Genomic DNA, 14,767 nt, shown 5'->3' on the forward strand with positions numbered 1-14,767 from the left:
AAGGGGCCAGTGCAGAAATCAGGCCGGATTGACAGGAATATTGTCGATCAGGCGGACGCCGTCGGCCCAGGCCGTGACGAACAGGCGGGCGGGTTGACTTGCGCTGGACAGGCTTTCCAGCGTCTCGGCACAGCGCAGGTCGATATACTCGACTTCGGTGAACCCGACCTTCAGCAGGGTTTCCTTGGCCTCCTGCGCCAGCATGGCAAAGTCTGCTCCCTTGGCCAGATCGTCCGCCACCTGACGCATGACGCCGTTCATTTGCTCTGCGATCTTCAACCCTTGGGGGGAAAGAAGAAGGTTGCGCGACGACATCGCCAGGCCCGAAGGTTCTCGGACAGTCGGGCAGCCGATCACCTCGATCGCGATGTTCAGATCGCGCGCCATCCGGCGGACAACCAGCAGCTGTTGATAGTCTTTTTCCCCGAAATAGGCTCGATCCGCCTGTGTTTGCAGGAACAGCTTGGCGACCACCGTGGCCACGCCTTCGAAATGTCCAGGGCGGAATGGGCCTTCCATCACGTCGGTCAGACCGGCAACCGATACCGTCGTCGAAAAACCTTCCGGATAGATTTCCTGCGGGTCCGGTACATAGATCGCATCCACACCATACGGGGCCAGCTTTTGGGCGTCTTCATGTTCGGTGCGGGGGTAATTTGCCAAGTCTTCGGGATTGTTGAACTGCTTGGGATTCACAAAAATCGTCACGATCACCCGGTCGCAGCCCTGTTTCGCAGCCTGCGCCAGTGACAAATGCCCCTCGTGCAGCGCACCCATGGTCGGAACCACGCCGATCCCCTCACCGTTTCGGCGCCATGTGGTGGTGTTGGCACGCAGCTCGGCCAGAGAGCGCAAAATCGGTGCGGTCATGTCTTTTGTCCTTTGGCCGGAGCCTGATCGGCAAAGACATGTTCGTCCGCCGGGAAGGTCCGCGCGCGGACTTCGGCGGCGTATTCTGCGATGGCTGCTTCCGCCAACGGGCCCAGCTCGGCATAGCGTTTGACGAATTTGGGTTTGAAGGCGGTGAAAAAGCCAACCATGTCGTCCACGACCAGAATCTGCCCGTCACACCCCGCAGATGCACCGATGCCGATGGTCGGGATCGCAATCTCTTCGGTGATCTGGTTCGCCAGACCTTGGGGCACTTTCTCCAGAACGACCGAGAACGCACCAGCCTCGTTTACGGCGCGGGCGTCTGCCATGACGGCTTCAGCCTGATCGTCACGGCCCTGCACCTTGTAGCCGCCCAGCGTGTTGATCGACTGCGGCGTCAGTCCGATATGAGCCATCACCGGGATGCCTCGTTTCACCAGAAAGCGGATGGTTTCAGCCATTTCCACCCCGCCTTCCAGTTTGACCGCGCCTGCATTTGTGTGCGCCATCAGGCGTGCGGCGTTACGAAAGGCTTGTGCCGGGCCTTCCTCATAGCTTCCGAAAGGCATGTCGATGACCATCATCGCACTTTTTAGGCCGCGTGATACGGCCTGACCATGCAGGATCATCATCTCCATCGTGACCCCCAGCGTGGATTCCAGCCCGTGCAGCACCATGCCGACGCTGTCACCGACCAGCACGAAATCGCAATGGGCGTCCATCAGGCGCGCCATTGGCGTGGTATAGGCGGTCAAAGAGACCAGAGGTTCGCCGCCTTTTCGGGCGCGAATGTCCTCGGCGTTCGGGGCTTTCTTGCGGGCGGTGGCGCTCATGGATCGCTCCTGCAGTATTATGTTGCAGTGCGGCATAGCAGATCGGGAGGGGCCGAAGAAACCCCGGTTGCGCGAACATTCCCTTGATTGACCTGAGGTTTACAGGAAGACTGTCAGTAAAATGGCCCTGAAAACAAGGGCACAACCCGTTTCAGTAGGGAGAGTTCACATGACAAAATTCCTGTTCCGGACCTTTGCTTCGACCCTGGCCGTGGGGGCCAGCCTGCTTGCCACGCAGGCTTTGGCCAAGTCGGACATCACCATTGCGATGCAGCTTGAGCCTCCGCATCTGGACCCGACAAGCGCCGCGGCGCAAGCCATCGACTCGGTGGTTTACACCAATATCTTCGAAGGCCTGACACGTTTCATGGGCGACGGCTCGGTCGTGCCCGGATTGGCGGAAAGCTGGGAGATTTCCGAAGACGGGACGGTCTATACCTTTAACCTGCATGACGGGGTGACCTTCCATGATGGCACCACCATGGACGCCGAGGATGTCAAATTCAGCCTTGACCGCGCAACCGCGGAAGACAGCGCCAACGCGCAGAAGGCCCTGTTTGCCGGTATCGAAACCGTCGAGGTCGTCGACCCGCTGACGGTGAAAGTCACCCTGTCAGAACCGAACGGAAATTTCCTGTTCAACCTGGCCTGGGGGGATGCGGTCATCGTCGCGCCGGAAAGCATAGGCAACATCAAGACCAACCCGGTTGGTACCGGTGCCTATACCTTTGGAAACTGGGTGCAGGGCGACAGTATCACGCTGAACCGAAATTCCGATTACTGGGGCGAACAGCCCACATTAGAGACTGCGACGTTCAAGTTCATCTCGGACCCGACCGCCGCTTTTGCCGCCATGATGGCCGAGGATGTCGACGTGTTTGACAACTTCCCGGCGCCGGAAAACCTGCCCCAGTTCGAGGCCGATCCGCGCTTTCAGGTCCTGGTGGGGTCGACCGAAGGTGAGACGATCCTGTCCACCAACAACAAGCAGCCTCCGTTTGATGATATCCTTGTTCGTCAGGCATTGGCCCATGCGATTGACCGGCAGGCGATCATCGACGGCGCAATGTTTGGCTATGGCACGCCGATCGGAACCCACTTTGCGCCGCACAATCCGGCCTACGTCGATCTGACCGCGCAATCCGCTTACGACCCCGAAAAAGCCAGAGAGTTGCTGGCAGAGGCCGGATTCGAAAATGGGTTTGAGACCACATTGCATTTGCCGCCGCCGTCTTATGCCCGTCGTGGGGGCGAAATCATAGCGGCGCAGCTGGCCGAGGTCGGCATCACCGCCGAGATCATCAATGTGGAATGGGCCCAATGGCTGGAATCCGTGTTCAAGGGCAAGGAATTCGGTCTGACCATCGTCAGCCATACCGAGCCTATGGATATCGGCATTTATGCGCGGCCTGATTATTACTTTCAGTATGACAGCACGGATTTTCAGGCGCTGATGGACACTCTGAACACCACCACCGACCCCGAAGAACGCACCCGTTTGCTGGGTGAGGCGCAGCGCCTGATCGCAAGCGACTATGTCAATGGCTACCTGTTCCAGTTGGCCAAACTGGGCGTTGCGAAAGTCGGCGTTCAGGGCCTTTGGGAGAACGCGCCCACCGCCGCAATCGATCTGACTCAGATCAGCTGGTCCGAGTAATGTTACAGCCCTGGGCCGCGCCGGGCGGCCCGGGCCTTCCTTTGTGTCAGGGTGTTCTCACGTATGTTCTTGCTCCGTGCCATTCCCGTCTTGGTTTTAGGTTTCTTCCTGGTGTTCGGTTCTTCGATCGCGGCCACGGCGCAGAATGTGTTGGGGGGTCGGATGGATGCCCTGCCCGGAACGCCCGAGAATCCGTTGAATGTTGGGATCGGAATTCGCATCGACCAGATCACCGGTGTTGATCAAAAGGCCGAAAACTATGGCGCGGTTGTTGTCTTGCGGGTGGAATGGACCGATCCCGCGCTGGCATTTGATCCTGAGGAACTGGGGAGGGATATCAGGGTCTTCAACCCACCCGACCTTGCCAATTATGCGGCAAGTATCGGGTCCGTTCTGCCGGCTTTTGTCATTCACAATCAGCAGTCCAACAAGTGGATCCACGAATCCGCCGCATCCCTGCGTTACGACGGGCGGGTGCTGTATGTCGAAAAATCGTCTCTTACACTCCAGGCGCCTCATTTCGATTTCCGAAAATACCCGTTCGACACGCAGGAGTTTCATTTCGAGGTGGTTTCGGTCTTTCCCTCTGAATACGTCACTTACCATCCGTTGAACGAATTCTCGGGCCTCGGAGATCAGCTGGGCGAAGAAGAATGGATTCTGAACAATGCACGGTTGGAAACATCCAGGGTCTTGGGTCTATCCGGGAAAGAAAGCGATCAGGTCGCGCTTGTTTTTGAGGGCAATCGACATCTGACCTATTACGTCATTCGGGTTTTCCTGCCGATGCTTGTCTTGATCTCGGTCGGCTGGGCGCTGTTTTTTCTGGATGAATACCGCCGGAGGATCGAGATTGCGGGCGGCAACTTGCTGGTCTTTGTCGCGTTCAACTGGGCAATATCCGCAGATCTGCCCAAGCTGGGTTATCTGACTTTTCTGGATTTTGTCCTTCAGTGCATGTTCCTGATGACCGGGGCGCTGATCGTGTTCAACGTCGCGCTGCGACGATTGAAAGTGTCCGGCAAGGAGGGGGCGGCGCGCACCCTGGACAATTATGCGATCAAGTGGATCTATCCACTGGGCTATGCCGCGATCGTTGCCTATGCGGTTTCCGCTTTCCTTCTGGTGCCTTAGACGCTGGACCCGTGCCTGATGTGACTCTAACGTGGTGCCAATGCTCCGCTACGTCCTCAAACGACTGATTTCCTTGCTTGTCAGCCTGGCCGTCGCCTCGGTGGTCATCTTCGCCGTGATCGAGGTTGCCCCAGGTGATCCGGCATCGTTCATGCTGGGCGTCAATGCGCAGGAGGACACGCTGGCGGCGCTGCGGGCCGAGCTGGGCCTGGATGGGTCAAAGATACAGCGCTATTTCCACTGGGTTGGCGGCATGCTGGTGGGCGATTTCGGCACGTCATACACCTATCGCACACCAGTGTCGCAGATGATCGCTGACCGGCTGTGGGTGTCGTTACCCCTGGCGCTTTACGCGCTGACGCTGTCCACATTGATCGCCTTTCCCGCCGGAATCTATGCCGCTGCGCGTCGGGGCAAACCGGGGGACCTTGCAGTGATGGGGGCGACGCAGCTTGGCATCGCAGTCCCGAACTTCTGGTTCGCGATGATGCTTGTGCTGATCTTCGCCATCAATCTGCGCTGGTTCAATGCAGGCGGGTTTGTCGGTTGGAACGGTGGGCTCTGGGCCGGCCTGCATTCCCTGACCCTGCCTGCCGTGGCTCTTGCCTTGCCACAGGCGGCGATTCTGGCGCGGGTCATGCGGTCGGCCTTGCTGGACATTCTGGGTGAGGATTTCATGCGCACGGCTCGGGCCAAGGGCCTGTCCCGTCGTCAGGCCCTTTGGCGGCATGGGGTGCGAAATGCGCTGATTCCGGTTCTGACCATCATCGGCTTGCAGTTTTCCTTTCTGCTGGCGGGGTCGATCATCATCGAACAGGTGTTCTATCTGCCGGGCCTCGGGCGGCTGGTGTTTCAGGCCATTTCTGCCCGAGACCTCATCGTCGTGGAATCGGTCGTGATGCTGCTGGTCTTTGCTGTGATAACGGTCAATTTCCTTGTCGATCTTGCTTATGCGGCCGTGGACCCACGACTGAGGAGCAGGACATGAACCGGAACCTGATCCTTGGGGCCTTGTTGTCGTCGCTGGTGGTTCTGGCCGCGTTGGTCTCGTTCATCTGGACCCCTTACGACCATGCCGCGCTGGACATTCCCAATAAATTGCAGCCACCAAACGGGCAGCATTGGTTTGGAACCGATCATTTCGGCCGCGACATGTTCTCGATGATCATGGTCGGTGCGCGTACGTCGATTGCGGTGGCGTTGGTGGCCGTCGGCATTGGCATGGCAATCGGCGTTCCTCTTGGCCTGGCAGCGGCCGCGCGCAAAGGCTCATGGCTGGATGAGGTCATCATGCGTGGCAACGATCTGGTCTTCGCTTTCCCTTCGCTGGTGATCGCCATCCTGATCACGGCCGTCTATGGCGCCGGAGCGATCAACGCCATTGTTGCGATCGGTATTTTCAACATCCCCGTCTTTGCCCGTATCACCCGCGGGGCTGCTTTGTCGCTTTGGGAGAGAGAGTTCATCCTCGCCGCCCGTGTGTCGGGCAAAGGGGCCGCGCGGATATCAGCTGAGCATATTCTGCCCAACGTGGCCAATCTGCTGATCGTGCAGGGGACCATCCAGTTCAGCCTTGGCATTCTGGCCGAAGCGGGCCTGTCATATGTCGGTCTGGGCGCTCAACCTCCGACGCCCAGCTGGGGCCGGATGCTGGCAGACGCACAGACGATGGTCAGTTTTGCCCCGCATTTGGCTCTGATTCCGGGTCTGTCGATCATCGTCACGGTGCTGGGTCTGAACCTGTTGGGCGACGGAATGCGGGACTGGCTGGATCCCCGGATCAGGGTGGCGCGGGCATGAGTTTGTTGCAGATTGAAAACCTGTCGCTGACGATCCACGGGATGCCAATCCTGAAACAGGTCAACTTGTCGATCGACCCCGGCCAGATCGTGGCGGTGACGGGTGAAAGCGGCTCGGGCAAATCGATGACCGCATTGGCGGTGATGCAACTGCTGCCGCATGGGGCCAGCACGGAAGGTGCGATCTGGCTGGACGGTCAGGATCTGTTGACACGGTCAGAGCCCGATTTGTGCGCCTTGCGCGGCGCGTCCGTGGGGATCGTATTTCAGGAACCGATGACAGCGCTCAATCCGGTAAGAACCGTCGGCGATCAGGTGATGGAGACGATCCTGATCCACAAGGCGATGCCTCCTGCTCAGGCCGGGACCCGTGCCAAAGAGGTGCTGACCCGCGTTGGCCTGCCACCTGATCGGTTCCCCCTTTCCCGCTATCCGCACGAACTGTCCGGCGGGCAACGGCAACGCGTGGTCATTGCCATGGCCATCGCTCTGCGCCCCAGGCTGTTGATCGCGGACGAGCCGACGACAGCGCTGGACGTCACGACACAGGCGCAGATTCTCGACCTTCTCAAGGGGCTGGTGCGCGAATACGACATGGGGCTGCTGATGATCACCCATGATCTGGCTGTGGTTTCGGACATGGCCGATCAGATTGCCGTCATGCGTCACGGCGAGGTCGTCGAAAGTGGCGCGACCCGAAACCTGTTTCGAGATATGCAGCACCCCTATACCCGCATGTTGTTCGAAGCTTCGGGTCATCAGGTCACCCTGCCTGAACCTACACAGCAACGCCCGCTTCTGGAGGTTTCGCAGGTCGTCCGAGATTACCGCCTTCCCCGCAAAGGTCTGCTGGACGCGTCGCGCCACCACCGCGCGGTGGATGGCGTCAGCTTTACCCTCAACCGAGGGGAGCGGTTGGGGCTGGTGGGCGAGTCAGGTTGTGGAAAATCGACCCTAACACGTGCTATTTTAGGGTTGGAGGATATCCAATCCGGTCAGATTATGCTGGATGGTCAGCCGGTTTTCACCGGCCACAGGCCCAACCTTGCCGTGCGTCGGAGGATGCAGGTCGTGTTTCAGGACCCATATGGCAGCTTCAATCCCCGCCACCGTGTCGCGCGCCTGATTACTGAACCCTTTCACCTGTTGGAAACGCCACCAAAGGATTCAGAACGCCAGGACCGGATTTCGGAAATTCTGACGGCAGTGGGCCTCGGCCCTGATGATGCGGGCAAATACATCCACGAATTCTCGGGCGGGCAACGACAACGGATCGCCATTGCACGCGCCCTGATCATCCGGCCCGATCTGATCCTGTTCGACGAGGCGGTTTCGGCGCTTGACGTTTCGGTCCGTGCTCAGATCCTCGATCTGCTCGCTGACCTGTGCGAAGCCTATGACCTGACCTATCTGTTCATCAGCCATGACCTGAGCGTTGTCCGCACGATCACCGACCGTGTGCTTGTGATGCAGTCCGGGCGGATCGTCGAACAGGGTCAGACCAAGCAGGTGTTCGAAAACCCGCAACATCCCTATACGCAAACCCTGATTGCCGCCGCGCCCCGGTTGCCCGAGATAAGGCCGCTGACGGCGTAGAGTTCCTTGTTAGAGCCTGATTGGAGGCCCAAAATGACCCAGAAGATTTGGTTTGATCCCACCTTGTGCCTGATCGGCGGGCGCTGGATCCGGGCGGCCGCGGGCGACAGCCTGCCCTTGATCAACCCTTCGGACGGGACCGAGATCTGCCGGATCGCCCGAGGGTCCGAGGCGGATATCGACGCGGCGGTACAAGCTGCCCGGTCTGCGTTGAATGGTGATTGGGGGCGAAAGACGGCGTTGGAACGCGGCCGCATCCTGACCCGGCTGGGCCAGCTGGTGCTGGAACGGGTGGACGATCTGGCGCGGCTTGAGGCGAAGGATGTCGGCAAACCGCTGACGCAGGCCCGGGCAGACGCGGTCGCCCTGGCGCGCTATTGCGAGTTCTACGGCGGCGCGGCCGACAAGGTGATGGGTGAGACCATTCCCTATCTCGATGGCTACACCGTCTATACCCTGCGCGAACCGCATGGGGTGACTGGCCATATCGTGCCCTGGAACTATCCGATGCAGATTATCGGACGTTCGGTCGGGGCGGCGTTGGCCATGGGCAACGCCTGTGTTCTGAAACCTGCGGAAGAGGCCTGCCTGACCGCGCTGGCCTTTGCCCATCTTGCGCAACAGGCCGGGCTGCCAGCCGGAGCATTGAACGTCGTGCCCGGTCTGGGGGCCGAGGCGGGTGCGGCGCTGTCGGGGCATCGGGGAGTCAACCATATCTCGTTCACCGGTTCGGTTGCCACCGGGGCCCTTGTGCAGCAGGCGGCGGGACGCAACGTGGTGCCCGTGACGCTGGAACTGGGCGGGAAATCCCCGCAATTGGTTTTTGACGATGCCGATCTGGATGCAGCGCTGCCGTTTCTGGTGAATGCGGGTGTCCAAAACGCGGGCCAGACCTGTTCGGCCTCGTCCCGCATCCTGGTGCAGCGGGGCGTCTATGAGCAGGTCAGATCGCGCATGGCCAAGGCCTATGAAGAACTGACGGTCGGCCCGGCGATGCAGGATCTGCGCGTTGGACCGTTGATCTCGGACCGGCAGAGACAGATTGTCAGCGGCTTTCTGAAAACAGCCACGGACCTGACGATCGATGCGCAGGGACAGATTGTCGATGACGCTCCAGAAACCGGAGCCTATGTCCGGCCCACTTTGTTTGCGGACGTGCCGCCAGATCATCAGTTGGCACAGGACGAAATTTTCGGCCCCGTCCAGGTTCTGATCCCGTTTGACACCGAAGAACAGGCTCTGACCATAGCGAATAGTACGGAATACGGCCTGGTCGCCAGCGTCTGGACGCGGGATGGTGCGCGACAGATGCGGTTGGCGAAAGCGTTGCACTCGGGTCAGGTTTTCATAAACAACTACGGTGCAGGCGGCGGCGTTGAACTGCCATTTGGCGGGGTGGGAAAATCCGGCCATGGCCGCGAAAAAGGGTTTGAAGCTTTGTACGGCTTTTCACAGTTGAAGACAGTTGCCGCGTTTCACGGTTAGCGTTTTAAGGTCTTTCAAGTCAGCATGTTCTCAATCTGGTCACTTTGCCAGGTTTCTGACTTGCGTGTGTCCGAGTGGCTGCCAAAAAAGCTTCCGACTCGCCGTTGTTCCACCAAGTTTGCAGAACTCGGGAACTTCTGCGCGCCCCAATCAGCTAATACGACGAAGTCAAACCTGACTCGCGCCGCGTAAGCTTGGGTGATGTTTCCATGTAGTAGGTTGTACTTGTCCCAATGCACCGGGCAGCTCAGAAACAGGACCCGGCGCAGTTTCAAGCCAGATTCTGCAGCTTTCATGACGACATTACCCCCATGGCTGTGAGTGACGACATCGCAACCTTCAAGACCTTGGTACCGTACCCATGTCGAAAAATTTTTTGCTGCAATATCACGACCACGATCCGACCAACGCCCTTCCCATTCGAAGAAGTCAGCTCCAGAGAAAATGTCGCTGCGATGTGGCGCAATATACGTGTGAAGGTCTCCGGTTCCGGGATAATACCAGTCTGGATCTGAGTTGATGTCAAAATGAGTACCGTGGACCAGTGTGAGCCCAATATCGCCCCTGATGCCCGGCTCGGGCGGCTGCGGAAACCTCATCGGCAGCGCGGACGGCTCTGATCCGAGGCTTAGAAAGAGAGCCGAGTAAACTTCGCGTGTCAAATCTGACAGGTTGTCGAACCTCTGTGCAAACCACTCGAACCGAGTCAACGGGGTCAACGAAGGCAGCTGAAATAATTTCATACCTGAACTGAGTGCCGCCACTCTGACAATGTCGCTTGGGGCAGAAAGACCATATTTGACTGCAGTCAGAACGTCTGGAACTGTACCTGACTCTTCGGCCCGCTCGATAAACTCCGCTAGCTGATCGTAGTAGCTGATTGGCGCGGAAACGGCTTGTTCATTGGCGGAATCCTCGTCTGGACCAGGTACAGAAGGCAGGGGCACTCGTCCGTCCAATTGTTGAAAGGTTGCAACATCTCTGAAGCCAAGTTCAGCAGTGTCCTCTTCTGGCAAAGTATATTCGAAGGCATCCTTCGGGGTAGTCAGTGCTGACGCTCGGCTGATCAAGTACGCAGCAACTGTATGCAGCCCAAGTTCGTCACGCTCGATTAATGCAGTTTCAAGTGAAACGGGATTCTCAATGCCTGCCATCTTCGTACTCCAAATATTAGTAGCTATTTGGGTATTTTAGCACACGATAGACTTTTTTTGCTAAAGGGTTATAGGGGCTAAACCACAACCTTTATGGCTTCTTGCGCACCGACACCAAACACCCGCTTGTAGCGTTCGATCTGGTCTTTCGGACCCATCGCCTTTTCCGGGTTGTCCGACAGTTTCACCGTCGGGCGGCCATTGGCCGATACCGCTTTGCAGACCAATGAGAACGGCGCCAGCGCGTCATTGGGAACAAGCCCGCGAAAATCGTTGGTCAGCAAGGTTCCCCAGCCGAAGGAAATTTTGGCGCGGCCCGCGAATTGGGCATGCAATTCCTGGATTTTCTCGACATCCAGACCGTCAGAGAAAATGATCCGTTTCTCTGTCGGGTCTTCGCCACGCGCTTTCCACCAGTCTATGGCAACCTCGGCCGCCGCTGCCGGGTCTCCGCTGTCGATGCGAATGCCGGTCCATCCCGCCAGCCAGTCAGGAGCATTGTCCAGAAACCCCTTGGTGCCATAGGTGTCGGGAAGGATGATGCGCAGGTTGCCGTCATGTTCGTCATGCCAGTCGCTGAGCACGTCGTAAGGCGCCTGCGCCAACGCTTCATCCGTATCGGCCAGCGCGGAATAGACCATGGGCAGTTCATGCGCATTGGTGCCGATGGCCTCGACCTCGCGTCGCATGGCGATCAGGCAGTTCGAAGTGCCGGTAAAGGATGCGCCCAGCCCTTCGATCATCGCCTGCACGCACCAATCCTGCCACAGGAAGGAATGCCGCCGTCTGGTGCCGAAATCCGCGATCCCAAGCCCGTATATCGAGCTCAACTTTTCGATCTTTTCCCAAACCCGGGTCATCGCGCGGGCGTAAAGCACCTGCAATTCGAACCGGCGCATATCGTTCAGCACCGCGCGCGAGCGCAGCTCCATCAACACCGCCAGCGCGGGAATTTCCCACAGCATGACCTCGTGCCACTTGCCTTCAAAGGTCAGTTCATATTGGTCGCCTTTGCGTTCAAGATGATAGGGCGGCAGGCGCAAATTCTCGAACCACTCCATGAAGTCCGAGCGGAACATCTGCCGTTTTCCGTAGAACATGTTGCCGCGCAGCCAGGTGCTTTCCCCACGGCTGAGGCTGAGAGAGCGGATGTGATCCAGCTGTTCCCGCAGCTCGCCTTCATCGATCAAACGCGCCAGGGGAACGTGATTCGACCGGTTGATCAACGAAAAAACGACATCTGTTTGGGGCTTGTTTCGAAACACTGACTGGCACATCAGCAGTTTGTAGAAATCAGTATCGATCAAAGACCGTACAATCGGGTCAATCTTCCATTTGTGATTGTAGACGCGGGTCGCGATGTCGACCATGGGGAACTCCTGCGATTTCCGTAGTTAGATCAATCGACTCTGGAAATGGCAAGAGTCACTGATTTGGTGACAATGCCAGTTTGACGTCACAATACCGGCATATTGTGCATTGTTTTTACCGGTTAGTGAGAAGAGGGGATGGAAAGTCGAAACTGAGTTTGTAAATGGGTATCGAGTACGATTTTGATATTGTTAACGTAGCGCTGGAAGATCTGGACCCCGAAAAGCTGGGGTCTGCCTCTGATACAGAACGCCAGGTATGTGCGGTGTTCCGCGACATCAGAGCCGCGGACGCGTTGCGTGGAACATCGCCGAAAATCCGCAAGATTTTCATGGATGCCGGGTTCAGCCTCGAGTCGCGCAACAGCGGCATCGTGCCAGGTGTATTTCCGGCCGAGGATCATGCGGATCGGGTGCGAATTCTGCGGTCGCTGTTTGACAACATCAGGACGCGTGGAATTCAGGGTGAATATTGTGGCGATTTCAACCTTTGGGATTTCCTGCATTATGTGCGAACCGCGCAACCCATGGCTGGGATCGTGCGCAGCCGGCCGATGCGCGTTCCGTCACCTCCGTCAGACCGGACCAACCCGGAACGTCGCACGATACCAGGGCGCATTGGGTTTGCGCTGGGTCTGGCGGTTATTCTGTTCGTGATGATCAAGCTTCTGGCCGCCGCAGGGGCCACACCTTAGGTCAATACGACTCCGGCATCTCGCATCGCCTGCTCGGCGGCTGCCAGCGAACCGTCCATATCAATCGCGCGGCACGCGCCCATGCGGACCGTGACATCGAAACCCAACCTGGCGGCATCTACCGCGGAATAACGCACGCAGTAATCGGTGGCCAATCCCACAAGGGTCAAACGGTCGATACCGCGTGTATCCAAATAGCCTTTCAGGCCTGTCGGTGTCTGGTGGTCATTCTCGAAGAATGCGGAATAGCTGTCGATGGTACTGCGGAATCCTTTGCGAAGGATCAGGTCGCCATCCGTGCGCAAGTCGGGATGAAAACCGGCGCCGCGCGTGCCCTGCACGCAGTGGTCGGGCCACAGAACCTGTGGGCCATAGGGCATGTCGACCAGGTCGAACGGGTTTTTGCCATCGTGGGAACTGGCAAACGAAGAATGTCCCGTCGGATGCCAGTCCTGAGTCAGGATCACGGCATCGAATTCATCCATCATGGCGTTTATCGGTGCGACGATCTCGTCCCCTTCTGCCACGGCCAGTGCCCCGGCTGGGCAGAAGTCGTTCTGGACATCGATCACGAGCAGGGCATGGGTCATGGCGGCCTCCTTTTACCGCTCTATCGGTAGGCGGCGGCGCGCGGGGCGTCAATGCAATCCCTTGCGACTCTGGGTCTGCAAAGGTAGATCGCGCGTATGTACACAATCGCTGCCCTCTATCACTTTACACGTTTCGCGGACCCGGCCGCGTTGCGCGACCCCTTGCTGGACCTGTGCCGCGCGCAGTCTGTCACAGGTACGCTGCTGCTTGCCCAGGAAGGGATCAACGGCACGATCGCTGGTCCGCGGGCCGGAATCGACGCTGTGCTGTCACATGTCCGATCCTTGCCCGGTTGCGCTGATATGGAGTGGAAAGAAGCGACCTCGGACCACCCGCCTTTCGGCAAGATGAAGGTGCGGCTGAAGAAAGAGATCGTGACCATGGGCCAGCCCGACGTGGACCCGCGCGCCCGTGTCGGCAACTATGTCGACCCGCAGGAGTGGAATGACCTGATCCGTTCTGACGATGTGGTGCTGATCGACACGCGAAACGATTACGAAGTGGCAATCGGGACGTTTGAAGGCGCTATAGACCCTGAAACAGCCAGTTTCCGCGATTTCCCGGAATGGTGGGAACAGAACAAGGACCGCTTTCACAACAAGCGGGTCGCCATGTTCTGCACGGGCGGTATCCGTTGCGAGAAATCCACCAACTACTTGTTGGGGCAGGGGGTCGAAGATGTCTATCACCTCAAAGGCGGTATCCTGCGGTATCTGGAGGAAATCCCAGCCGAAGACAGTTCCTGGCAGGGTGAATGCTTTGTGTTCGACAATCGCGTTTCGGTTGGCCACGGGCTTGTTGAAGGGCCGCACAAGCTATGTCATGGCTGCCGGCGTCCTATCCTGCCCGAGGATATGAAGCGCCCGGAATACGAGCACGGCGTTTCATGCCATCAATGCATCGATGAGACGTCCGATGCTGACAAAATGCGCTTTCGCGAGCGGCAAAAGCAGATCCTGCTGGCGCGGGAACGGGGTGAGGCGCATCTGCGGCAGGATTGAATTCGGGTTGCGGGCGATGCCTTTAGGTCGGATGATTGCCCGAAGACCGGATTGAGGGGGCGTTCATGCACCGCAAACCCACGACATTGGACGAATGGAAATCGACCCTGATTGCGGCACTGGGGCTGGTTCTTGCTAGCTTCCTGGCCTGGTATGGCCTGTCCCGCCTGAGCGAGGCGGCTGCAGGCGATACGATTGGCACAGTCGCCTCGATCGGGTTGTTGATCTGGCTGGTGTCACAGTCCTGGTATTACATGACACAGGTGAAATCGCCCCGCAGGCTTTTGTTTCTGATGGGTGTTTCGTTCATACAGGTTGTTCCATTCCTGTTCGCCGCAGTTTACGGGGCCTTTGGGTATAACGACCACTGTGTCATTGGTGCGCAGGGTCCGGGGGATATCCTGTATTTTTCCTATGTTACCTTTACCACAGTCGGATATGGCGACATGTCCCCGACCGGTATGTGCCGTGGGCTCGCCGTGTCCGAGGCCGTAACAGGCTATATCCTACTGGGTATGTTTGTTGCCGCAGCAGTTTCGCTTTATGCCCGCAACCACAATCCGGATAGACCCTAATTCG

At 58.2% G+C, this 14,767-nt stretch carries 14 protein-coding genes; 9 read left to right on the forward strand and 5 right to left on the reverse strand.

The features are described from left to right. Nucleotides 1–18 precede the first annotated feature (18 nt). Both panC and panB read right to left on the reverse strand, forming a co-directional pair. Complete coding sequence (panC, locus tag ACR3E6_RS06280) at nucleotides 19–870, reverse strand: pantoate--beta-alanine ligase (protein WP_210093641.1); 852 nt, start codon at nucleotides 868–870, stop codon at nucleotides 19–21. After that, a complete protein-coding gene (gene panB / locus ACR3E6_RS06285) occupies nucleotides 867–1,706 on the reverse strand; it encodes a 3-methyl-2-oxobutanoate hydroxymethyltransferase (protein ID WP_171637391.1) in 840 nt (279 codons plus the stop codon). The genes panC and panB overlap by 4 nt, the downstream gene beginning before the upstream one ends. Nucleotides 1,707–1,875: 169 nt before the next feature. On the opposite strand from panB, the gene ACR3E6_RS06290 reads away from it, so the two are divergent. The 6 genes from ACR3E6_RS06290 to ACR3E6_RS06315 all read left to right on the forward strand — a co-directional run bounded on the left by ACR3E6_RS06290 (nucleotide 1,876) and on the right by ACR3E6_RS06315 (nucleotide 9,377). Continuing rightward, on the forward strand, nucleotides 1,876–3,363 hold the full coding sequence (locus ACR3E6_RS06290) for an ABC transporter substrate-binding protein (RefSeq protein WP_480486332.1): 1,488 nt from the start codon (nucleotides 1,876–1,878) through the stop codon (nucleotides 3,361–3,363). A 63-nt stretch (nucleotides 3,364–3,426) separates the two neighbouring features. Beyond that, nucleotides 3,427–4,497: a ligand-gated ion channel gene (locus ACR3E6_RS06295; protein ID WP_171637388.1), complete on the forward strand. Its 1,071-nt coding sequence runs from the start codon at nucleotides 3,427–3,429 to the stop codon at nucleotides 4,495–4,497. A gap of 40 nt (nucleotides 4,498–4,537) precedes the next feature. Continuing rightward, entirely contained in the window at nucleotides 4,538–5,485 is a 948-nt protein-coding gene (locus tag ACR3E6_RS06300) for an ABC transporter permease (protein ID WP_209835187.1), read from the forward strand. After that, complete coding sequence (locus tag ACR3E6_RS06305; RefSeq protein WP_171206687.1) at nucleotides 5,482–6,297, forward strand: ABC transporter permease; 816 nt, start codon at nucleotides 5,482–5,484, stop codon at nucleotides 6,295–6,297. The genes ACR3E6_RS06300 and ACR3E6_RS06305 overlap by 4 nt, the downstream gene beginning before the upstream one ends. Beyond that, nucleotides 6,294–7,892: an ABC transporter ATP-binding protein gene (locus ACR3E6_RS06310; protein WP_480486334.1), complete on the forward strand. Its 1,599-nt coding sequence runs from the start codon at nucleotides 6,294–6,296 to the stop codon at nucleotides 7,890–7,892. The genes ACR3E6_RS06305 and ACR3E6_RS06310 overlap by 4 nt, the downstream gene beginning before the upstream one ends. A 33-nt stretch (nucleotides 7,893–7,925) precedes the next feature. After that, the gene (locus tag ACR3E6_RS06315; protein WP_480486336.1) at nucleotides 7,926–9,377 is read left to right on the forward strand and encodes an aldehyde dehydrogenase family protein; all 1,452 of its coding nucleotides are present in this window, start codon (nucleotides 7,926–7,928) and stop codon (nucleotides 9,375–9,377) included. Nucleotides 9,378–9,391: 14 nt separating this feature from the next. On the opposite strand, the gene ACR3E6_RS06320 is transcribed toward ACR3E6_RS06315, so the two are convergent. Further along, nucleotides 9,392–10,531 (reverse strand): hypothetical protein, encoded by a 1,140-nt coding sequence (locus ACR3E6_RS06320; RefSeq protein ID WP_480486338.1) that lies wholly within the window; start codon nucleotides 10,529–10,531, stop codon nucleotides 9,392–9,394. 77 nt (nucleotides 10,532–10,608) lie between these two features. Next, the gene (gene pncB, locus ACR3E6_RS06325) at nucleotides 10,609–11,901 is read right to left on the reverse strand and encodes a nicotinate phosphoribosyltransferase (RefSeq protein ID WP_480486340.1); all 1,293 of its coding nucleotides are present in this window, start codon (nucleotides 11,899–11,901) and stop codon (nucleotides 10,609–10,611) included. A gap of 164 nt (nucleotides 11,902–12,065) precedes the next feature. On the opposite strand from pncB, the gene ACR3E6_RS06330 reads away from it, so the two are divergent. Next, on the forward strand, nucleotides 12,066–12,596 hold the full coding sequence (locus ACR3E6_RS06330; protein ID WP_480486342.1) for a hypothetical protein: 531 nt from the start codon (nucleotides 12,066–12,068) through the stop codon (nucleotides 12,594–12,596). Here ACR3E6_RS06330 and pncA read toward each other — a convergent pair. Next, entirely contained in the window at nucleotides 12,593–13,186 is a 594-nt protein-coding gene (gene pncA / locus ACR3E6_RS06335) for a bifunctional nicotinamidase/pyrazinamidase (RefSeq protein ID WP_209835192.1), read from the reverse strand. The genes ACR3E6_RS06330 and pncA overlap by 4 nt on opposite strands. 96 nt (nucleotides 13,187–13,282) lie before the next feature. Here pncA and trhO point away from each other — a divergent pair, with 96 nt between their 5' ends. Next, complete coding sequence (gene trhO, locus ACR3E6_RS06340; protein WP_209835193.1) at nucleotides 13,283–14,188, forward strand: oxygen-dependent tRNA uridine(34) hydroxylase TrhO; 906 nt, start codon at nucleotides 13,283–13,285, stop codon at nucleotides 14,186–14,188. A 65-nt stretch (nucleotides 14,189–14,253) separates the two neighbouring features. After that, entirely contained in the window at nucleotides 14,254–14,763 is a 510-nt protein-coding gene (locus ACR3E6_RS06345) for a potassium channel family protein (RefSeq protein WP_171637370.1), read from the forward strand. Nucleotides 14,764–14,767: the final 4 nt, after the last annotated feature.

The organism is Ruegeria sp. AL3 (genome assembly GCF_056536065.1).